The 19,879-nt window shown below is 62.0% G+C and carries 18 protein-coding genes; 9 read left to right on the top strand and 9 right to left on the bottom strand.

The features are described 5' to 3' along the window. Nucleotides 1-249 precede the first annotated feature (249 nt). From CP49_RS15535 to CP49_RS15525, 3 genes are all read left to right on the top strand, one after another. Entirely contained in the window at nucleotides 250-819 is a 570-nt protein-coding gene (locus CP49_RS15535) for a thiamine pyrophosphate-binding protein (RefSeq protein WP_057851093.1), read from the top strand. An 8-nt stretch (nucleotides 820-827) separates the two neighbouring features. Continuing rightward, nucleotides 828-1,442 carry a thiamine pyrophosphate-dependent enzyme gene (locus tag CP49_RS15530; protein ID WP_057851092.1) on the top strand — a complete coding sequence of 205 codons (615 nt, stop codon included), beginning with the start codon at nucleotides 828-830 and terminating at the stop codon, nucleotides 1,440-1,442. 167 nt (nucleotides 1,443-1,609) lie between these two features. Continuing rightward, nucleotides 1,610-1,963 (top strand): VanZ family protein, encoded by a 354-nt coding sequence (locus tag CP49_RS15525; RefSeq protein ID WP_057851197.1) that lies wholly within the window; start codon nucleotides 1,610-1,612, stop codon nucleotides 1,961-1,963. A gap of 57 nt (nucleotides 1,964-2,020) precedes the next feature. Here CP49_RS15525 and CP49_RS15520 read toward each other — a convergent pair whose 3' ends face one another. The 4 genes from CP49_RS15520 to gcl form a co-directional block, all read right to left on the bottom strand. Continuing rightward, nucleotides 2,021-2,404: a DUF1236 domain-containing protein gene (locus tag CP49_RS15520; RefSeq protein WP_057851091.1), complete on the bottom strand. Its 384-nt coding sequence runs from the start codon at nucleotides 2,402-2,404 to the stop codon at nucleotides 2,021-2,023. A gap of 130 nt (nucleotides 2,405-2,534) precedes the next feature. Continuing rightward, nucleotides 2,535-3,422, bottom strand: a complete 888-nt coding sequence (locus CP49_RS15515) for a 2-hydroxy-3-oxopropionate reductase (RefSeq protein ID WP_057851090.1) — start codon at nucleotides 3,420-3,422, stop codon at nucleotides 2,535-2,537. A gap of 34 nt (nucleotides 3,423-3,456) precedes the next feature. Next, entirely contained in the window at nucleotides 3,457-4,242 is a 786-nt protein-coding gene (gene hyi, locus CP49_RS15510) for a hydroxypyruvate isomerase (protein ID WP_057851089.1), read from the bottom strand. Between the two features lie 162 nt (nucleotides 4,243-4,404). After that, entirely contained in the window at nucleotides 4,405-6,204 is a 1,800-nt protein-coding gene (gcl, locus tag CP49_RS15505; RefSeq protein ID WP_057851196.1) for a glyoxylate carboligase, read from the bottom strand. A 418-nt stretch (nucleotides 6,205-6,622) separates the two neighbouring features. Here gcl and CP49_RS15500 point away from each other — a divergent pair, with 418 nt between their 5' ends. Next, a complete protein-coding gene (locus tag CP49_RS15500) occupies nucleotides 6,623-7,678 on the top strand; it encodes an N-acetylmuramoyl-L-alanine amidase family protein (RefSeq protein ID WP_338060359.1) in 1,056 nt (351 codons plus the stop codon). A 47-nt stretch (nucleotides 7,679-7,725) separates the two neighbouring features. On the opposite strand, the gene CP49_RS15495 is transcribed toward CP49_RS15500, so the two are convergent. Both CP49_RS15495 and CP49_RS15490 read right to left on the bottom strand, forming a co-directional pair. After that, complete coding sequence (locus CP49_RS15495) at nucleotides 7,726-8,856, bottom strand: hypothetical protein (RefSeq protein ID WP_057851088.1); 1,131 nt, start codon at nucleotides 8,854-8,856, stop codon at nucleotides 7,726-7,728. A 14-nt stretch (nucleotides 8,857-8,870) separates the two neighbouring features. Next, the gene (locus CP49_RS15490) at nucleotides 8,871-9,932 is read right to left on the bottom strand and encodes a ketopantoate reductase family protein (protein WP_057851087.1); all 1,062 of its coding nucleotides are present in this window, start codon (nucleotides 9,930-9,932) and stop codon (nucleotides 8,871-8,873) included. 365 nt (nucleotides 9,933-10,297) lie between these two features. Here CP49_RS15490 and CP49_RS15485 point away from each other — a divergent pair, with 365 nt between their 5' ends. After that, the gene (locus CP49_RS15485) at nucleotides 10,298-10,702 is read left to right on the top strand and encodes a DUF1330 domain-containing protein (RefSeq protein ID WP_057851086.1); all 405 of its coding nucleotides are present in this window, start codon (nucleotides 10,298-10,300) and stop codon (nucleotides 10,700-10,702) included. A gap of 261 nt (nucleotides 10,703-10,963) precedes the next feature. Here the strand turns inward: CP49_RS15485 and CP49_RS15480 are convergent, their stop codons facing one another. The 3 genes from CP49_RS15480 to CP49_RS15470 all read right to left on the bottom strand — a co-directional run bounded on the left by CP49_RS15480 (nucleotide 10,964) and on the right by CP49_RS15470 (nucleotide 15,147). Beyond that, on the bottom strand, nucleotides 10,964-11,731 hold the full coding sequence (locus CP49_RS15480; RefSeq protein ID WP_057851085.1) for an NYN domain-containing protein: 768 nt from the start codon (nucleotides 11,729-11,731) through the stop codon (nucleotides 10,964-10,966). Nucleotides 11,732-11,872: 141 nt separating this feature from the next. Continuing rightward, nucleotides 11,873-12,724, bottom strand: coding sequence for an IclR family transcriptional regulator (locus CP49_RS15475; RefSeq protein WP_057851194.1), 852 nt, complete (start codon nucleotides 12,722-12,724; stop codon nucleotides 11,873-11,875). 257 nt (nucleotides 12,725-12,981) lie between these two features. Next, nucleotides 12,982-15,147: an acetate--CoA ligase family protein gene (locus CP49_RS15470; protein WP_057851084.1), complete on the bottom strand. Its 2,166-nt coding sequence runs from the start codon at nucleotides 15,145-15,147 to the stop codon at nucleotides 12,982-12,984. 220 nt (nucleotides 15,148-15,367) lie between these two features. On the opposite strand from CP49_RS15470, the gene CP49_RS15465 reads away from it, so the two are divergent. From CP49_RS15465 to CP49_RS46015, 4 genes are all read left to right on the top strand, one after another. After that, complete coding sequence (locus CP49_RS15465; RefSeq protein WP_057851083.1) at nucleotides 15,368-16,063, top strand: GntR family transcriptional regulator; 696 nt, start codon at nucleotides 15,368-15,370, stop codon at nucleotides 16,061-16,063. A 66-nt stretch (nucleotides 16,064-16,129) separates the two neighbouring features. Continuing rightward, nucleotides 16,130-17,860, top strand: a complete 1,731-nt coding sequence (oxc, locus tag CP49_RS15460) for an oxalyl-CoA decarboxylase (RefSeq protein WP_057851193.1) — start codon at nucleotides 16,130-16,132, stop codon at nucleotides 17,858-17,860. Between the two features lie 58 nt (nucleotides 17,861-17,918). Further along, entirely contained in the window at nucleotides 17,919-19,196 is a 1,278-nt protein-coding gene (gene frc, locus CP49_RS15455) for a formyl-CoA transferase (RefSeq protein WP_057851082.1), read from the top strand. Nucleotides 19,197-19,396: 200 nt separating this feature from the next. Then, nucleotides 19,397-19,534, top strand: a complete 138-nt coding sequence (locus tag CP49_RS46015; protein WP_197423117.1) for a hypothetical protein — start codon at nucleotides 19,397-19,399, stop codon at nucleotides 19,532-19,534. Nucleotides 19,535-19,879 lie beyond the last annotated feature (345 nt).

Here is a 19,879-nt window from a genome sequence, read left to right as displayed (position 1 = left end):
CGGAAGTGCCCGCGGCGCAGCGGCCGCGGCCAGCGCCGCCGCATTGGGCAGCATTTCGGATATATCCAGCCATTGCCCCTCCCGGTATCTTTTCTTGCTATCTCACATCGTCCCATCCCGGCTGTAGCGGCGCGCGGCGCAGAGCAGGATACGATCGGAACATGTTGACAATCTCGCCGATGACGTCAAGTTTCGCCGCTCCAAGAATGAAAGCCGACGAATAATCGTCGCGGACAAAGGGAGACCGAAATGGCGGTTGCAGAGGAGAAAAACTCGCCAGGGACTTCCGAGAGGAGCACTTCCGAAATGAGCTGGCACGGCGTGGTGCTGCAGACGCTCAAGCGTAACGAAGTCCGCCTGGTCCCTTACGTGCCCGATCGCGTCCTGACGACGCTGATCAGGAACCTGCACGCCGACCCCTTTTTCACGACCTTTCCAGCGGCGCGCGAGGAGGAAGCGGTCGGGATCGTCTCCGGCGCCTGGATGGGCGGCATGCGCGGCGCGGTGCTGATGCAGACGTCGGGGTTCGCCACGCTTGCGAACGTGCTGGCGTCATTGGCAATCCCCTATCAGATTCCGCTGATCATGTTCGTCTCCGAGCGCGGCACGCTCGGCGAATTCAACTATGGGCAGTCGCTGGTCTGCCGCACCATGCGGCCGGTGCTGGATTCGCTCGCGATGGAGCACCATACCGCGACCCGGCTCGACGAATTCGAGTTCATCGTCGACCGCTCCATCAAGCAGGCCATCACGACCCAGGCGCCGGTGGCGCTGATCCTCTCGCCGCTGCTCACCGGCGGCAAGGTCTTCGACAAGTGAGCGATCTCATGAACAGCGCCAACGACAACCCGGCCCGCAATACCAAGCTCATGAATCGCTTCGATCTGACCTCGCGGCTGATCGCGAAGTTGAAGAACGAGGAAGCCGTGATCGGCGGCATCGGCAATACCAATTTCGACCTGTGGGCCGCCGGCCACCGGCCGCAGAATTTCTACATGCTCGGCAGCATGGGCCTCGCCTTTCCAATCGCGCTCGGCGTGGCGCTGGCGCAACCGGATCGACGCGTCTTTGCGCTCGAGGGCGACGGCTCGCTGTTGATGCAACTGGGCTCGCTGACGACGATTGCGTCGCTGGCGCCGAAGAACCTCACCATGGTGGTGATGGACAACGGCATCTACCAGATCACCGGCGCGCAACCGACGCCGGCTGCCGCCGTTGCCGATATCGTCGCGATCGCAGTGGCGAGCGGGCTTAGCAACAGCAGTTGGGCGGCGGATGAAGACGATTTCGAGCGCCTGGTCGAGGAGTCCATGCTGGCCGCAGGCCCGACGCTGATCGGCGTGCGTATCGACGACAAGCCGGGCACAGGCACCACCCGCCGCGATCCCGTACAGATCCGGGAGCGCTTCATGCACGGTATGGGCGTACGGGAGCCGCTCTGAACCGCCAGCCGTCATTCCGGGGCGATGCGAAGCATCGAACCCGGAATCTCGCGATTCCGGGTTCGCCCTTCGGGCGCCCCGGAATGACGCGCTCGGCAAATTAACCACAGGCATTGGCGCTTCGCGCGCATGGACTTCCGGCGCGGAATTTGTGCTATGCCGGCCCCATGACGATCATCCTTCGACTATTCGCCTGGGGCCTCGCCGCCGCCATTGCCTTCGCGACCGTCGGGCCAGCGGAACGACGACCCCACTTGAATCTGGGGCAGAACGGCGAGCACGCGCTGGCCTTTGTGCTACTGGGGCTCGCCTTCGGGCTGGCCCACACGCGAAACCGTTCGCTTACAGCGACCTTTGTCATTGTCTTCACCGGTCTGATCGAAGTCTTGCAGTTCTGGGCGCCCGGCCGGCACGCGCGGATGTCAGATTTCGTGGTCGACGCGCTCGCAGCGTCTCTCGGCCTTGTGATAGCCGCGGCGCTCGACTGGAAGCTCAGGCGAGCGCAGCGATCGCTGCCGTAACCCATAAAAAATTCCTCGCGGGGATCACCCGCGAGGATGGCTTGGCGACTGTGCGCGTCAGTCGAGGATTCTGACGACCCTGCGCGTGCGCGGCTCCACGATCACACGGCGATCATTGATGACCGCATAACGGTATTCGGTGTGCCGCGGCACCGTACGCAGTGTGACGGTCGGCGGCAGCGGCTCGCCCACCATCACCTCTTCACGAACCACGACAGAGCGATCGCGCGGAATCGAATTGATCACGGCGTTCGGAATTTCCACGGCTGCGCCCATTGCGGCCCCCACGGTGCCGCCAACAATTGCGCCAACCGGGCCGCCGACTTCGGCGCCCGCGGCAGCGCCGTCCGCTGCACCTTGCGCGGTCGTCGATTGAGCGAATGCCGCGCCCGAGGTCAGCAACGAAGCTGCAATCAGTGAAACAGCCAAACGATTATTCATTGCACTCTCCAGTGAATTGACGATGTGGCTCAACCACTGGAAGCGTGGGAGGTTCCGGTTCCAATGTGGACGCAAAAAGGGCCCCGCCGAAATTTCGACGCGGTTCCAGTCACAGGGAGCTACTAAGAAATCAAGCTGTAGCGATCTCGTGGCTTGCCATCATTTCCAGCGCGCGCACCATGCCCGAATGGTCCCACGCCTTGCCGCCATGAGCGGTGCAGGATGAGAACAATTGCTGAGCGACTGCCGTGCTCGGCAAGGAAATGCCGAGCGCACGCGCGCCCTCCAGCGCCAGGTTGAGATCCTTCTGGTGCAGCTCGATGCGGAAGCCCGGCTCGAAATTGCGCTTCACCATGCGCTCGCCGTGCACTTCGAGAATTCGCGACGAAGCGAAGCCGCCCATCAGCGCTTTCCGCACCAGCGCCGGATCCGCGCCGGCCTTCGACGCAAACAGCAGCGCTTCGCCGACCGCCTCGATCGTCAGCGCCACGATGATCTGGTTGGCGACCTTGGTCGTCTGCCCGTCGCCGTTGGCGCCCACCAGCGTGACGTTCTTGCCCATCTTGTCGAACACCGGCTTCATGGCGTTGAACGCGCGCTCCGGCCCACCGACCATGATGGTGAGGCTCGCCGCCTTGGCCCCGACTTCGCCACCAGAGACGGGCGCATCGAGATAGTCGGCGCCGAGCGCCTCGATCTTCTTGGCAAACTCCTTGGTGGCGAGCGGCGAGATCGAACTCATGTCGACGACGATCTTTCCTTTCGACAGCCCGGCCGCGACGCCGTCCGGCCCGAACAGGACGGCTTCCACATGCGGCGTATCAGGCACCATGACGATCATCACGTCGGCCCGCTCCGCAACTTCCTTGCCCGACTTGCAGACTACGCCGCCCGCGGCGACCAGGTCTGGCGCAATTGGCCCGACATCGTGCAGGAACAGGCGATGACCGGCGGCCTGGAGATGGCCCGCCATCGGGCGCCCCATGGTGCCGAGGCCAATAAAGCCGATATCGATCATTTCAAACTCCCCTTTGTCTTTTCTTGGTTCTTGGTCAGGTATCGGCCGTCAGCGCTGCGTGCCAACCGAGGCCCTCGACCGTCGTCGTCCTCGGCTTGTATTCGCACCCGATCCAGCCGCGATAACTAATAGCGTCGAGATGCCGGAACAGGAAGGGATAGTTGATCTCGCCCGTACCCGGCTCATTGCGGCCGGGATTATCGGCAAGCTGAACATGAGCGATGCGCGGCAGGTGCCTTTGCAAGGTGCGCGCAATGTCGCCTTCCATCACCTGCATGTGGTAGATATCGTACTGCACGAACAAATTGCTCGAGCGTACGTCGGCGATGATCTTGAGCGCCTGTTCGGTTTTGTTCAGAAAGAATCCAGGAATATCGATCGTATTGATCGGCTCGATCAGAAGCTTGATCCCCTCTCTGGCGAGCTTCTCCGCTGCGAAACGCAGATTTCCCACCAGCACCTCGTTCAGGTCGACCGCGTCAGCGCCATTGGGCGCGATGCCGACCAGACAGTTCAACTGCCGGCAATCGAGCGCCTTGGCATAGTCGATGGCGCGCGCGACACCATCGCGAAACTCTTCCACTCTGTCGGGCAGGATGGCGATGCCTCGCTCGCCGGCTCCCCAGTTGCCCGCGGGAAGGTTGTGCAGCACTTGGGTCAGGCCGTGCTGGTGCAATTGCTCGCGCAGCTCGGCCTTGTCGAAATCATAGGGAAACAGATATTCCACCCCGCTGAAGCCGGCAGCCTTGGCGGCGGCGAAGCGATCGAGGAACGGCTGCTCGCCGAACAGCATGGTGAGATTGGCGGCAAATTTCGGCACGATCTACTCTCCTCGCGTTAAACTAGCCTTACTGCGTCATAAGTCCCTCATGGTGAGGAGCGCGAAGCGCGTCTCGAACCATGAGGCCCCGTCTGTGGCCTACATCCTTCGAGACGCCCGCTCTGCGGGCTCCTCAGGATGAGGGGGTTGAGCGCACTAGAACTACGCCGGCAGCAGCTTGCCGGATTGCGGCACAGTCGGTCTTGCGGGGGTGTCGTCCAGCGGCAGATCCAGCACTTCCTCGAACTCGATGACGTTGTCGATCTCGGTGCCCATCGAGATATTGGTGACCCGCTCGAGAATGAACTCGACGACGACGGGCACCTTGAATTCCGCCATCCATTCGCGCGCCGTCGCGAAGGCTTCCTGCGCGTGGTTCGGATCGGTGACGCGGATCGCCTTGCAGCCCAGTCCTTCGGCCACCGCGACGTGGTCCACGCCATAGACCCCGAGCTCGGGCGCGTTGATGTTCTCGAACGAAAGCTGGACATGGTAGTCCATGTCGAAGCCGCGCTGCGCCTGGCGGATCAGCCCGAGATAGGAGTTGTTCACGACGACGTGGAGATAGGGCAGCTTGAACTGGGCGCCTACCGCTAGCTCCTCGATCAGGAACTGGAAATCATAATCGCCCGACACCGCGACGATCTCGCGGCTCGGATCGGCCGCGCGCACGCCGAGCGCCGCCGGCAGTGTCCAGCCGAGCGGACCGGCCTGCCCTGCATTGATCCAGTTGCGCGGACCGTAGACACCCAGAAACTGCGCGCCGGCGATCTGCGACAGTCCGATCACGCTGACATAGCAGGTGTCGCGCCCGAATGCCCTGTTCATCTCCTCGTAAACACGCTGCGGTTTGATCGGCATGTCGTCGAAATGACTCTTGCGCAGCATCGAGCGCTTGCGGTCCTGGCACCCCGCCGGCCACGCCTGCCGCTCGCGCAGCTTGCCGGCCTTGCGCCACTCCTTGGCGACCGCGACGAACAATTCCAGCGCCGCCTTGGCGTCGGACACGATGCCGAAATCAGGATTGAAGACGCGCCCGATTTGCGTCGGCTCGATATCGACGTGCACAAACGTCCGGCCCTTGGTGTAGGTCTCGATCGAACCGGTGTGCCGGTTGGCCCAGCGGTTGCCGATGCCGAGCACGAAGTCGGATTGTAGCATGGTCGCGTTGCCGTAGCGGTGGCTGGTCTGCAGTCCGACCATGCCGGCCATCAGCACGTGGTCGTCGGGAATGGCCCCCCACCCCATCAGCGTCGGCACCACCGGCACGCTGACGGTTTCGGCGAACTGCACCAGCAGCTCGGACGCATCGGCGTTGATCACGCCGCCGCCCGCGACGATCAGCGGCCGCTCCGCGGCGTTGAGCATCTCAAGCGCTTTCTCGATCTGCTTGCGGGTCGCCGCAGGCTTGTAGACCGGCAGCGGCTCATAGGTCTCGTCGTCAAATTCGATTTCAGCAAGTTGCACGTCGAGCGGCAGGTCGATCAGGACCGGACCCGGGCGGCCCGAACGCATGATGTGGAACGCCTGGCTGAACACGCGCGGCACCAATGCCGGCTCGCGCACGGTGACCGCCCATTTCGTCACGGGTTTTGCGATGGATTCGATGTCGATGGCCTGAAAATCTTCCTTGTAGAGCCGCGCGCGCGGCGCCTGCCCGGTGATGCAGAGGATCGGGATCGAGTCCGCGATCGCCGAATAGAGCCCCGTGATCATGTCGGTGCCGGCCGGACCTGACGTGCCTATGCAGACGCCGATATTGCCGGCCTTGGCGCGGGTATAGCCCTCGGCCATGTGGGAAGCGCCCTCGACATGGCGCGCCAGGATGTGGCCGATCGAACCGCGCTTCTTTAGCGCGGAGTAAAGCGGATTGATCGCCGCACCCGGTACGCCGAAGGCGATGGTGACGCCTTCCTTTTCCAGGATCCGTACGGCCGCATCAATTGCGCGCATCCTTGCCATTTCGAACCTCGCTTGACCGTGTTGCTCTGATGCGATCATCACGGCTGCCATCAGCGATCTCAACGAACTCGAATTTGTTTCCCGCGATGTGGAATGACCTTGAAAAGGGAAGTCAGATCAGGTGGTTGGGACACCCGTTCAATGAAACAGTTCAATTGCCGGGCTTCGCCGATGAACTGGACGGCGCCCGCCCACAGACCGTCATACCCCGCGCATGCGGGGTATCCAGTACGGCGCGGCTGAGTACGACATCCATCTCGCGACATGATGCGCCCGAGCTGTGCCGCAAACTCTTCCGCCATGAAAAGCAGAGGGCGCAGGGAACGCCGGTGCCCGGAGGAACCCGCAGCCCATGTCACCGACCCCTTCCGGTATAGCGATCTGAGCTGCTATAATGGCCTTTCGGGGAGGGGCGAGCATGAAGCGTCGCGAGTTCATTTGTGTTCTCGGCAGTATCGCTTCGGGATCTTGGCCCCGCCGCCGCACCATCATCGCCGCGATGGCCGCAATGGTGCTTCTGCCGATCGAGGTCAGCGATGCCGGCTGGCTGTCTGACCTCTTCAAAGGCCCGTCAAAGCAAGCCAAATCGGCCAAACAAGCCAAATCGCCAAAGCAAGCCAAATCGCCAAAGCAAGCCAAATCGCCAAAGCACGTCGCTTCACGCAAGCCTGTCACTTCGGCGAAGCCTGCCGCCTCGCCAAAGCGCCGCAACGTGAAACTTGCCGCGCTGGGGCCCGTCGCCTTGCCCCCTGCCGCTTTGAAACCGGTCGCAGCCGCGTGCGATCCCTCGAAGCTCCGGATCGTTCTGGACGTGGGGCATACCGCCGAATCAGAAGGCGCAATCAGCGCCCGCAACGTCTCCGAGTTTGTCTTCAATCTGCGCCTTGCGAAGCTGATCGAGCAGAAGCTGAAGGCCGAAGGCTTTACCGAGACCAGATTGCTGCTGACCGAAGGCAAGGCCAGGCGCAGCCTCTTCAAACGCGTCGCCGCCGCCAACGATCTGCGCGCCGATCTCTTCCTGTCGATCCACCATGACTCCGTGCCCAACAAATTCCTCGAGGACTGGGAATTCGAGGGAAAGAAAAGCCATTTCAGCGACCGCTTCAGCGGCTATTCCGTCTTCGTCTCCCGCAACAATCCGGACTTCAAGACGAGCCTCTCGTTCGCCGAACTGATCGGCAAGGAGATGAAGGCCCAGGGCCTTGATTACGCCAAGCAATATTCCCAGCCCATCATGGGCCGGCACCAGCGTCCGCTGCTCAACAAGGAAACCGGCGTCTATCGCTACGATGAGCTCATCGTGCTGAGAAAGACCCAGATGCCCGCCGTCCTGCTGGAGGCAGGCTCAATCATCAACCGGGACGAAGAGCTCAAGATGAATTCGCCTGAGCGCCGGGAAATCATCAGCAGCGGTGTCACGGCGGCCGTGAAGGAATTCTGCGAGCCCCGATGGGCCATGCTCGGTCCGCTCTGACGGCGGGGCGGCGGCGCCATCTCGCATTCGGTCCCGACCTGCCGACTTCAACCTTTTGACTGCGCCTTGATCTCGTCGAATTTGGAAAGCGCTCGTTCAAACTTGTCGTTGAAGAGCCACATCGCATCAAGAATTTCGCGGAAGGTTGCAGATGTTTTGGCCCTGTCGGCTTGCCCAAAGGTGAAAATGCTGTTGTTTCGCAGATATGCCATGATCTTCGGGTCGGAAATTCTGTAGCCGGTCAGGTTGCGTGAGCCGAGTGCGGACCTGGTCGGGCTGGGAATAATCTGGATGAGTTCAAAGAGCTTCATCTGATCGGTGGGATCCGGCAGTGTTTTCACGATCGCCGGTACTTGCGGAAAAATATCCGCGTGTGCGTTCATCAGGCCATCGCGCACGGCGGTCCAGTGGTTGAACCGATGATCCTGATTGCCGACCCGCGCCTCTTCCCTGTCGTCGCGATCGTTCAGTGCAGGATCGAAGGCTGCAATCGACTTCTTGATCGCCGCCCACCTCCTTCGACCATTTTGATCTTCGGGTATGCCGGTCTGCAAACTGCCCTTGTATTTGTTCGAGCGCGCATTCCCGATGTTTTGATTGCCATTTGTCTCGGCAAAGAACAGTCCCAGGCTGATGCGGCCTGCCGCTTCGGCATTGGCCGCATCAAGGCCCCTGGCGCGCGCAATGGCCGTGCCCAGATCGACAACGTCCTTGAATGGCGTATCCGACTTCTGCGCGTTGGCGGGCGGCGCCTGCATGAGGTCGAACAGCCTCCTGTATTCGTCGAGCAGGGGTTCATTATCGGCGCTAAAATACGCCGGAGGGATTCCGTATTTATTAGGCCCGCCTATTCTGGACGGAAGAGCATCGGTGAGGTCCTTGTATGCGCTCATCATATTGTTGCGGGCGAGGTAGAGCGCCTGTCCCGGCAGGTTCGGCAGCGGTTGCTTCGAATTGATCTGCGCGCGCCGCTGGCTCAGGATCGCCTCAAACTGCCTTCGTGAATTATTGTATGTATCGAGCGCATCCGATTGCTTCTTCGTGAGTGCGGCCGGCTCACCCATTGCAGGCGACATGAAGCCGAGATTGCCGATGACGGCCGCGACCAGCGATGCGACCGTGCAGAGTCCGAGAGCACGAGCTGCCGTGGGCGTAGCAGTATGGCTTTTTATCCCCATGGCGATTTCCCAGCTCAGTTCAACCGCAGTTCCGTGATGTGCCGCGGATCCGGGCTCAGCTCGCCTCGCTCCACGCGCTTGACGATATCCGTCAGCGCCGCATTTGCGGTGCACGGCAGGCCGATCTTCTCGCCCTCGCGCACCACGAGCCCATTGAGGAATTCGATCTCGGTGCGCCGGCCCTTCTGCATGTCCTGGCCCATCGAGGGGCGCTGTTGCGAAGAGGTGCGCTTGGCATCCTTGAAGCGCTGCTCGTCACAGACACGCATCGCCGCCTCGTCGCCCTCGCCGGCGCGCGCGATCGTCTCCGGCGGCAGATGCAGAATCTCTTCCAGTTGATAGCCCTGCGCCTGTCCGACGCGGATCGCTTCGCTGCCGAGCCGCGCGGAGAAACGGCGAAGCGGCTCGCTTTGCAGGATGTCTGCGCCCGGCAGGCCGGTGCAGGCGGAGAGCCCGTTGCCCATGACGTTGGCGACCAGTTTCGACCAGCGCTCGCCCCAGAGGTTCTCTGTCACCTTGGCGCTGTCGGAGTAGGCGACCAGGCGGCAGACCTCTTCCGCTCGCGGCGTGATGCGGCCATGCACTTCGCCGGCGCGAAACACCGTGTGCGCCGCCCCGCCCTTGCCGGCGCCGCGGTGGATGTGGCCGGGCTCTGGGAGGTTCACCGTGATGCTGCTGGCAATGCAACCCAGCGTCTTGCCCCAGCCGACAATGCCGGCAATCGTCTCCTCGTTCATGCAGTTCTGCAGCGACACGGCGTAGCCGTCCGGCGCCAGATATTGCTGGATCAGCATGGTGGCCCAGGCCGTGTCGTAGGATTTCATGCAGACGAAGGCGATTTCGACCGGCTGCTCCTTGGCGAGTTGCTGCGCGTCCGTGACGTGGAGCGCGCGCACCGGAACCGAGAACTCCGCAACATCCATGGCATGGGTGACGCGCAGGCCGTGCTTTCTCATGTGCTCGACATGCTCGGGCCAGGGATCGATGAACGTGACCTCCTCGCCCGCCTGCACCATATGGGCACCGGCATAGCCGCCGACGGCGCCCGCTCCGACGATCGCGATCTTCCGACCCATGCTTCTCCCTCGCATCTTCTTGCAGCAGACGACGCAACCGCGTCCACTCATCCGTTGCGAGACACTCTAGCGGATCGAGAGGCCCTGCCAACCGTCCGCTTTGCACCAGAAGCGGTCGTTCCGAAGAGGGGAGCTTTTTGACCCTGAGTCGACCTAGGCCGGAGTGAAATCCCACACCGCAGCAGGCTCGATTTCCCTTTCGCGCGCAAATGAAGTGATCTAGATTTTTCGGCGAGCTGTCTTGGAAGCGGGAGGTGCCGAGTTCTTCGCAGGGTGAACGGGCAGCGACAGTGCCGTCGGCCGGCAAATTTTCTGCCTTGGGCCGGACTTTTTAGCGGCTCATCTCGACAGCGCGGAGATGACTCATGAACACCAAACACAACATTGGGTTGGCGGTGCTAGCCGGCGTTACACTAGGCGCCGCGGCGGTCCAGGGGCTGCACGCGCAAGCGAAGCCGCCCGTGTACTTTGTTGCAGAAATCGACGTGACGGATCCGGAGGCCTACGGGAAGGAATATGCCCCGAAAGCGCAGGCTCTCATCAAGTCGCACGGCGGCAAATTCCTTGCGATTGGCGGAATCGCCGGGAGTAACGCGAAACAAATAACTGGATTTGATGGCCAGGCACCAAAGCGCGCCGTCGTCCAAGTCTGGGATAGCATGGAAAAAGTCCAGGCCTGGCGAAATGACCCGGAGTACAAGAAACTCCGAGAGATTGGCGACAAATACGCGAAATTCCGCTCCTTTGCCATCGAGGGCACGCCACAATAACGCACACCCCACTCATCGGAGTCGAGGGGCCGCCATGCATCGGCGGCCTCTTTCGTCATTGGAACTCCCGAGCTCGCCGACGAGGTGATCGAATTAGGATACTGTTTGCCGCGGTGCATTAGTCTGAAAGTGGCACATGCCGACATGGCCAGCTCGCCTAATCTCCGCTTTGCACCAGAAGCGGACCCGTGCCATGCCGCTAATCATGGATGGCTTATGGTTGCGCTCGTTGCGGTCGGGGCTCAGGCAGCCTTCGGTTAGTCACCCCGCGGGTTTTCGCGCGGTTCGCGTCTTCGCAGGCGATTCGGCGGTGGACTTGATCCGAATTCGCATGGATCCGCCCTTGGGCTGATCGATCTCGAAGGAATTTGTCTTTCGCACGAGGTCGCTCAGCTTGCGGGAGCCGAAGGTCCTCGAATCGAAATCGGGGGCCAGGTTGGTAATGCGTTTTCCGACCTCCCCAAGGTCGACCCACCCGTCTTCGCTTTCCATCTGGGCGATGACCTTCTTGATGATCGAGGTGGCTTCATCAGGGGATTGGAGCGGCGGCGACTTCGAGGCGGCATCCTGAGTGTTGGCCGTGCCGCCAAACAGGTTCTCGGTATAGAAGAATCTTCGGCAGGCCTGCCTGAAGCTTTCCGGTGTCTTCTGCGCGCCGAACCCGAACACATCGACGCCGTGCTCCCGGATGCGGGCGGCAAGTCGCGTAAAATCGCTGTCTGATGACACCAGGCAGAATCCGTCGAACCGGCCGCTGTGAAGCAGGTCCATTGCGTCGATGACCAGGGTTATGTCGGACGCATTCTTTCCAGTCGTATAGGCGAACTGCTGTTGGGGTATGATGGCGTGCTTCGACAGAATATCGGCCCAGGCCTTGGACCGGGCATTGGAGAAGTCGCCGTAGATTCGGCGAACGCTGGCCTCGCCGATCTTGGCGATCTCCTCGAACAATCCGTCCGCAATCTTTGCGGACGCATTGTCGGCATCGATCAGAACCGCGAGACGGGGCGAGCGGGTTTCAGAAGGCATGAATTTCCCCAATCGCTGAATCGAAGGACATTGTCCCTCGAAGCCGCGCCATGGACAGCGATGGATGGATATAGCGATGTCGGGGCGCGCGCCGCCAGACCTAATTTCCCTTGGGCGGGCAACGACGGACCGAAGCCCGGCTCAGGCCGATTTCGCCGCCTCCGGCATCACGCCACCGAGCGCCACCGTCAGCTCACCCGCAACGTCGCGCACTATTTTTCCGAGCTCGGGCACGCGCTCTTCGGTGACGCGCGAGGTCATGCCGGAGACTGAAATCGCCGCCAGCGGCTCGCTGCAGTCGCTGTAGACGACGGCGGCAACGCAGCGCAGCCCCATGCGCGCCTCCTCGTCGTCGACTGCATAGCCCTGCCGGCGGATCGCCTGGAGCTCCCGGAACAGCTCGCCCGGCCGCACGATCGACTTCTCCGTCAGGCGCGGCATGCCCTGTCGGCAAATGATCGCGTTGACGTCAGCATCGGAATAGGTGGCGAGCACGGCCTTGCCGACGCCGGAAGCTACCATGGCGACGCGGCCCCCGACCTTGGTCAGCGAGCGCATGATCTCGCGGCTTTCCATGCGGGTCAGGACGATGATGGATTCGTCGTCGACCACCGCGAGATTGGCAGTTTCGCGGGTAAGATCCCGCAGCTTGCGCAAATACGGCATCGCCTGCGCCGTGAAGTTGCGGCGGCGGGTGAAGGTCGCACCCACCGCAAAGCTCTGCGCGCCGACATGCCATTTCGATTCGGTACGATCGAACTGGACGAAGCGGCGCTTCTCCAGCGTCGCCAGCAGGCGGTGCACGGTCGAGGTCGACAGCCCCGTGCGAACCGCGAGATCGGTCAGCCGATAGCCCTCGTCGTCTTCGGCCAGCACTTCGATGATGGAGAGCGCGCGGTCGACCGACTGGACGCCGCCATCCCTGGGATCGGAATCATTGTCGGCGCCGGATTTCGGCTCGACCGGTTTGCGCCGGATCACGTTTCGCTTCATCGCGACCTGCATCCATCCGTGGGTCAGACTGCTAGCGCGTATTCCCTACAGTTTAGATCAATACCGTCCGATGGCCTCGTGGTTCGAGACGCGCGGCGTTGCCGCGCTCCTCACCATGAGGGTCCAAGACCTCATCCCCGGATGAGCGCTTTGCGCTCACCGAGGGAGCCACGCGCAGCGTGGCGTCTCGAAGGATGAAGCCACCGAAAAATGCCGCTTCGGATGGTTTTCCGAAGCGGCATTTGTTGTTGATAAGCTCAGAGCAGGCCCGCGCCGCGCGCCCACTTGTACTTGGCGCCCAAGACTTCGACCGGCAGTTCGGTCGAGTACGCATAGGCCGGGATGCCGTTCTGGTAGAGATATTCGGCGGCCTCCTCGACCTCGACGTCGCCGGCGAGCGAGGCGACGATCGGCTTCACGAAGCCCTTGGCCTCCATCTCCTTCTTCACCTCGACCATGTTGCGCGCGAACACCATCGGCGGCGTCACGATCGTGTGCCAGTAGCCGAGGATCAGCGAGTGGATGCGCTCGTCCGACAGGCCGAGCTTCACCGTGTTGACGTAGGTGATCGGCGGCTCGCCGCCGGTGATATCCACAGGATTTCCGGCCGCGCCGAACGGCGGGATGAACTTGCGGAACGCGGCATCGAGATCAGGCGGCATGGTCATCAGCGACAGGCCGTTATCCACCACCGAGTCCGACAGCAGCACGCCCGAGCCGCCCGCACCGGTGATGATCAAGATGTTCTCGCCCTTTGGCGTCGGCAGCACCGGCACGCCGCGGGCGAATTCGAGCAATTGCCGCAAGGACCGGGCGCGGATCACACCCGACTGGGCGAACACGTCCTCGTAGATCTTGTCGTTGCCGGCGAGCGCGCCGGTGTGCGACGACGCCGCCTTGGCGCCGGCCGAGGTGCGGCCGGCCTTGAGCACGATGACCGGCTTCTTCTTGGAGACGCGCTTGGCGGCCTCCGCAAAGGCGCGACCGTCCTTGAGGTCTTCGCAGTGCTGGGCAATGAGGTTGGTGTTGGGGTCCTGCTCGAAGAACGCCAGCAGATCGTCCTCATCGATATCCGACTTGTTGCCGAGGCCGACGATCGCGGAGACGCCCATCTTGGCCGAACGCGAGAAGCCGATGATCGCCATGCCGATGCCGCCGGACTGCGATGACAGCGCCGCATGGCCCTTGACGTCGTAGGCGGTGCAGAACGTGGCGCAGAGATTGGCCGGCGTATAATAGAAGCCGTAAATGTTCGGCCCCATCAGGCGGATGTTGTACTTCTTGCCGACCTCGACGATCTCGGCCTGCAGTTCGGGCGCGCCCGCTTCGGCAAAGCCCGACGGAATCAGGACAGCGCCGGGAATTTTCTTCTCGCCGCATTCGGCCAAAGCGCCAGCGACGAACTTCGCGGGGATCGCGAACACCGCGGTATCAATCACGCCGGGCACATCCTTGACGCTCTTGTAGGCCTTGTAGCCCAGGATATCGGCGGCCTTCGGGTGGATCGGATAGATCTCGCCCTTGTAGCCGCCATTGATCAGGTTCTTCATCACGGAATTGCCGATCTTGCCGTCCTCGGCAGAGGCGCCGATCACGGCGACGCCCTTCGGCTGCATGATGCGATTCATGGCCGCTACGATTTCTTCGGTCGGACGCGGCGCCGGGCGCGGCTTGTAGTCGAAGTCGACGACGATGCGCACGTCGGCGGCAATCGCGTCCTTCTTGGTGGCGAACACCGGGTTGAGATCGAGTTCGACGATTTCGGGGAAATCGCTGACGAGCTGCGACACCTTGACGATGACATCAGCCAGCGCATCGCGGCTGACCGGATCGCCGCCGCGCACGCCCTTCAGCATATCGTGGGCCTGGATGCCGTCGAGCATCGACAGCGCATCGTCCTTGGTGGCGGGCGCGAGGCGGAAGGTAATGTCCTTCAGCACCTCGACCAGCACGCCGCCGAGGCCGAACGCCACCAGCTTGCCGAACGAGCCGTCGGTAATGGAGCCGACGATGACCTCGGTGCCGCCGGCCAGCATCTGCTGGACCTGAATGCCCTCGATCTTGGCGTCAGCCTTATATTTCTTGGCGTTGGCGAGAATGGTGTCATAGGCTTTTTCAGCCTCGGCCGCGGTCTTGAGGCCGACCATGACGCCGCCGGCTTCGGTCTTGTGGAGAATGTCCGGCGAGACGATCTTCATCACCACCGGGAAGCCCATGGTTGACGCGAGCTTGGATGCTTCAGCGGCCGACTTCGCCACGCCTTCTTTCGGAACCGGGATGCCGTAGGCATCGCACACCAGCTTGCCTTCCGGCGCGGTGAGGCTGGTGCGCTTCTCGGCTTTCACCGTATCGAGCACCCGGCGGACAGCCTCGTGGGCGCTGGGCTCGGCGATCTTGCGGGCCGCATCTGCAGAATTTGACATAGGCTTCCTCCTAGGGCTAGTTTTATGGCATTTGGTATGCCAGAGATCAGATTGTCAAGACAAACTATCGCGCAGAAACAGCGAAAACACGGGCACCTTGACATCCTGGTATTTGGTATGCCAAAAATATTCGAGCATTTCTTCTGCTAAGAAGACGTCTCCAAAAACAGGGAGGAGACGAGTCGTGCCCGCACGTAAACAAACCAAGGCGCCGCCTGTCATGGCTGAGGCAGATATCGCAATCGTCCGGATTGCGCCCGAGACGAGCTTCAAGAACAAGGCCTACGAGGCCTTGAAGGAAGCCATTCTCAAGATGGACATCTATGCGACGCCCGAGCAGGTGATGCTCGACGAGCGCGCGCTGTCCGAACGCCTCGGCGTTAGCCGTACCCCTATTCGCGAAGCCATCGCGATGCTGGAACAGGATGGCTTCGTCAAAACCGTGCCGCGTCGCGGCATCGTCGTGGTCCGCCGCACCAAGACCGAGATCGTCGACATGATCCGCGCCTGGGCCGCGCTCGAGAGCATGGCCGCACGCCTGATCACGACGACGGCGCGCAAGAAGGACATCACGGCGCTGCGCGATTTCTTCAAGGATTTTGGCAAGGACCGTCTGCCGCAGGATCATGTCGAAGAATACTCCAAAGCCAACATCGCGTTCCACCAGGCGCTGATCTCGCTTTCGGAATCGCCGGTGCTGGTCGACATGACCAACGACATCCTGCTGCATGTGCGCGGCTACCGGCAATTGACCATCGGACGGAAGGATCGCACCGCGACCTCCCTGCCCGAGCACCTCGCCATTATCGAGGCGCTGGAAGCGCGCGACACCGAACTCGCCGAGAAGCGCGCGCGCGACCACACGCTGGGCCTCGCTGCCTATGTCGAAGCGCATGGACAGGAACTTTTTAGCTAGACGCACCTTCGCACCAGAAGACGACCAAAAATCGTCCGAAAACTAACGATCAGGGAGATGAAGCCCATGCTGAATACCGCGACCAAGTCCGTAGCACCGGGCACCGAGCAAGAGCTGACGGATGGCTTTCATCTCGTCATCGATGCGCTCAAGCTCAACGGCATCAACACCATTTATGGTGTGCCGGGCATCCCGATCACCGACCTCGGTCGCATGATGCAGGTCGAGGGCATTCGCGTATTGTCGTTCCGCCACGAGCAGAATGCCGGCTATGCAGCCTCGATCGCCGGCTATTTGACCAAGAAACCGGGCGTCTGCCTCACCGTCTCGGCGCCCGGCTTCCTCAACGGCCTCACGGCCCTCGCCCACGCCACAACCAATTGCTTCCCGATGATCCTGATTTCGGGCTCCTCGGAGCGCGAGATCGTCGATCTGCAGCAGGGCGACTATGAAGAGATGGACCAGCTCGCGATCGCCAAGCCGCTCTGCAAGGCCGCCTTCCGCGTCCTGCACGCCGCCGACATCGGCATCGGTCTGGCGCGCGCGATCCGCGCCGCGGTGTCGGGTCGTCCGGGCGGTGTCTATCTCGACCTGCCGGCAAAACTTTTCGGCCAGGTGATGGACGCGGCTGCCGGCGCGAAATCGCTGGTGAAGGTGATCGACGCAGCACCTGCCCAGATCCCTGCCCCGTCAGCCGTCAAGCGCGCGCTCGACGTGCTCAAGGGCGCAAAGCGTCCCCTCATCATCCTCGGCAAGGGCGCAGCCTATGCGCAGGCCGACAACGAGATCCGCGCCTTCGTCGAAAAGACCGGCGCACCGTTCCTGCAGATGAGCATGGCCAAGGGCCTGCTGCCCGACACCCATGTGCAGTCGGCCGGTGCGGCGCGCTCGACCGTGCTGAAGGACGCCGACGTCGTCATGCTGATCGGCGCCCGCCTCAACTGGCTGCTGTCGCACGGCAAGGGCAAGACCTGGGGCGACGCGCCCAAGAAATTCATCCAGATCGACATCGAGCCGAAGGAAATGGATTCCAACGTCGAGATCGTGGCCCCCGTGGTCGGCGATATCGGCTCCTGCGTATCCGCGCTGCTCGAGGGCATGGGCGGAAGCTGGCCGGTCGCGCCGGCCGATTGGGTCTCGACCGTCAACAAGAAGCGTGACGACAACGTCGCCAAGATGGCGCCGAAGCTGATGAGCAACGCCTCGCCGATGGACTATCACGGCGCGCTCGGCGCACTGCGCACCATCATCAAGGAGCGGCCCGACGCCGTCCTCGTCAACGAAGGCGCCAACACCCTCGACCTCGCCCGCGGCGTCATCGACATGTACAAGCCGCGCAAGCGGCTCGACGTCGGCACCTGGGGCGTGATGGGCATCGGCATGGGCTATTCGATCGCGGCCGCCGTCGAAACCGGAAAGCCGGTGCTGGCGATCGAAGGCGACTCGGCCTTCGGCTTCTCCGGCATGGAGATCGAGACCATCTGCCGCTACCAGCTTCCGGTCTGCATCGTCGTCTTCAACAACGACGGCATCTATCGCGGCACCGACGTCAATGCGGGCGGTTCCGATCCGGCGACGACGGTATTCGTCAAGGGCTCGCGCTACGACAAGATGATGGAAGCGTTCGGCGGCGTCGGCATCAACGCCACCTCGCCTGACGAGCTGAAGCGCGCCGTGAACGAGGCGATGGATTCCGGCAAGCCGACGCTCATCAACGCGGTGATCGATCCGGCAGCCGGTTCCGAAAGCGGCCGCATCGGCAACCTCAACCCGCAAAGCGTTTTGAAAAAGAAGTAACCGACCTTCACCCATTCATCCGGCACACGCAGCACAGATACAGTACGGAGCAAAGACGATGACAAAGGCGCTTACGGGCGTTCGCATTCTTGATTTCACTCACGTTCAGTCGGGTCCGACCTGCACGCAATTGCTGGCCTGGTTCGGCGCCGACGTGATCAAGGTCGAGCGCCCCGGCGTCGGCGACATCACGCGTGGCCAGTTGCAGGACATTCCCAATGTGGACAGCCTGTATTTCACCATGCTCAACCACAACAAGCGTTCGATCACGCTCGACACCAAGAACCCGAAGGGCAAGGAAGTCCTCACCGCACTGATCAAGAGCTGCGACGTGCTGGTGGAAAACTTCGGTCCCGGCGTGCTCGACCGCATGGGCTTCCCCTGGGAGAAGATCCACAGCATCAACCCGAAGATGATCGTGGCCTCGATCAAGGGTTTTGGCCCCGGCCCCTACGAAGACTGCAAGGTCTATGAGAACGTGGCGCAATGCACCGGCGGCGCCGCCTCGACCACCGGCTTCCGCGACGGCCTGCCGCTCGTCACCGGCGCGCAGATCGGCGACAGCGGCACCGGCCTGCATCTGGCGCTCGGTATCGTCACCGCGCTCTATCAGCGCACCCACTCGGGCAAAGGCCAGCGCGTCACCGCCGCGATGCAGGACGGCGTGCTCAATCTTGCCCGCGTCAAGCTGCGCGACCAGCAGCGCCTCGCCCACGGACCGCTCAGGGAATACAGCCAGTTCGGCGAAGGCATTCCGTTCGGCGATGCCGTGCCGCGCGCCGGCAACGATTCCGGCGGCGGTCAGCCCGGCCGCATCCTCAAGTGCAAGGGCTGGGAGACCGATCCGAACGCCTACATCTACTTCATCACCCAGGCCCCGGTTTGGGAGAAGATCTGCGACGTGATCGGCGAGCCTGGCTGGAAGACCCACCCCGACTACGCCAAGCCGGCGGCTCGTCTGCCGCGGCTGAACGAAATCTTCGCGCGCATCGAGCAGTGGACGATGACGAAGACGAAATTCGAGGCGATGGAGATCCTCAACAAGGACGACATCCCCTGCGGCCCAATCCTGTCGATGAAGGAGATCGCGGAAGACCAGTCGCTGCGCGCGACCGGCACGGTGGTCGAGGTCGATCACCCGACCCGCGGCAAGTACATCTCGGTCGGCAATCCGATCAAACTGTCGGACTCACCGAGCGAGGTGACAAGGTCGCCGCTGCTCGGCGAGCACACCGACGAGATCCTGCGCCAGGTTCTCGGCTTCTCCGATCACCAGGTGGCTGAGATCCACGATTCCGGCGCGCTCGAGCCGCCGCGGAAGCAAGCGGCGGAATAGCCGCGTAGTAATCTGGAATACAAGGCCGCCGGGTTCCGGCGGCCTTTTTTATTTGGAATGCCAGCGGCGAATTTGCTGCATTGCAAACCTTCGATTGCTGCTATGCAAACAACCCCCGTTGTCGATTGGTATCTGGTATACATAAATCACCCCTGATCACGAAGCGGAACTGCTCCGCCACTTCAGAAAAGGGGACATCCATGTCCAAGACTGCATCAATCGGCCTCCTTCCCTCCAGCACCCTGTTCGGCCGCCTGATGGCCTCAATCGACCGCCTTTTGACCGCGAGCAGCCGCATCGCCGTCCGCAATGGTGATCTTCCCTATTTTGGCCTCTGACGCTTTATTTCGCAGCATCTGATGCCGCGGATCCGCGCACGCTGCCGAGCGACTTTCACTAATGTTTCGGTCAATGGCCCCGGTTTCCGGGGCCATTTTTATTGCCGCAAACCAATTGCTGAGAACTGCGCATCTGCGACAAATTGGCCAGTGCGGCAAACGGAAGCAAAAACCATTTGCACTGTGGCATATCATATACAAGAATGCCCAAAATGCTCATACCAAGAAGTATGAGCGCATATTGGGGGGATGGCCGTGCAGTCCGCAAGGGACAGCGAAAAGCGATGTGGCGGAGGACGGGCAGTGCATGCATGCGTCCCTTTTCTTGCGCATCGCAATTTAGCA

The organism is Bradyrhizobium valentinum, from assembly GCF_001440405.1.
Taxonomy (GTDB): domain Bacteria; phylum Pseudomonadota; class Alphaproteobacteria; order Rhizobiales; family Xanthobacteraceae; genus Bradyrhizobium; species Bradyrhizobium valentinum.
This window is presented reverse-complemented; position numbering and strand designations above follow the sequence as displayed.

Coding starts and splice junctions, on each gene's coding strand:
- CP49_RS15535 (WP_057851093.1), top strand. CDS start 250: ATGGCGGTTGCAGAGGAGAAAAACTCGCCAGGGACTTCCGAGAGGAGC.
- CP49_RS15530 (WP_057851092.1), top strand. CDS start 828: ATGAACAGCGCCAACGACAACCCGGCCCGCAATACCAAGCTCATGAAT.
- CP49_RS15525 (WP_057851197.1), top strand. CDS start 1,610: ATGACGATCATCCTTCGACTATTCGCCTGGGGCCTCGCCGCCGCCATT.
- CP49_RS15520 (WP_057851091.1), bottom strand. CDS start 2,404: ATGAATAATCGTTTGGCTGTTTCACTGATTGCAGCTTCGTTGCTGACC.
- CP49_RS15515 (WP_057851090.1), bottom strand. CDS start 3,422: ATGATCGATATCGGCTTTATTGGCCTCGGCACCATGGGGCGCCCGATG.
- gcl (WP_057851196.1), bottom strand. CDS start 6,204: ATGGCAAGGATGCGCGCAATTGATGCGGCCGTACGGATCCTGGAAAAG.
- CP49_RS15500 (WP_338060359.1), top strand. CDS start 6,623: ATGAAGCGTCGCGAGTTCATTTGTGTTCTCGGCAGTATCGCTTCGGGA.
- CP49_RS15495 (WP_057851088.1), bottom strand. CDS start 8,856: ATGGGGATAAAAAGCCATACTGCTACGCCCACGGCAGCTCGTGCTCTC.
- CP49_RS15490 (WP_057851087.1), bottom strand. CDS start 9,932: ATGGGTCGGAAGATCGCGATCGTCGGAGCGGGCGCCGTCGGCGGCTAT.
- CP49_RS15485 (WP_057851086.1), top strand. CDS start 10,298: ATGAACACCAAACACAACATTGGGTTGGCGGTGCTAGCCGGCGTTACA.
- CP49_RS15480 (WP_057851085.1), bottom strand. CDS start 11,731: ATGCCTTCTGAAACCCGCTCGCCCCGTCTCGCGGTTCTGATCGATGCC.
- CP49_RS15475 (WP_057851194.1), bottom strand. CDS start 12,724: ATGAAGCGAAACGTGATCCGGCGCAAACCGGTCGAGCCGAAATCCGGC.
- CP49_RS15470 (WP_057851084.1), bottom strand. CDS start 15,147: ATGTCAAATTCTGCAGATGCGGCCCGCAAGATCGCCGAGCCCAGCGCC.
- CP49_RS15465 (WP_057851083.1), top strand. CDS start 15,368: ATGGCTGAGGCAGATATCGCAATCGTCCGGATTGCGCCCGAGACGAGC.
- oxc (WP_057851193.1), top strand. CDS start 16,130: ATGCTGAATACCGCGACCAAGTCCGTAGCACCGGGCACCGAGCAAGAG.
- frc (WP_057851082.1), top strand. CDS start 17,919: ATGACAAAGGCGCTTACGGGCGTTCGCATTCTTGATTTCACTCACGTT.
- CP49_RS46015 (WP_197423117.1), top strand. CDS start 19,397: ATGTCCAAGACTGCATCAATCGGCCTCCTTCCCTCCAGCACCCTGTTC.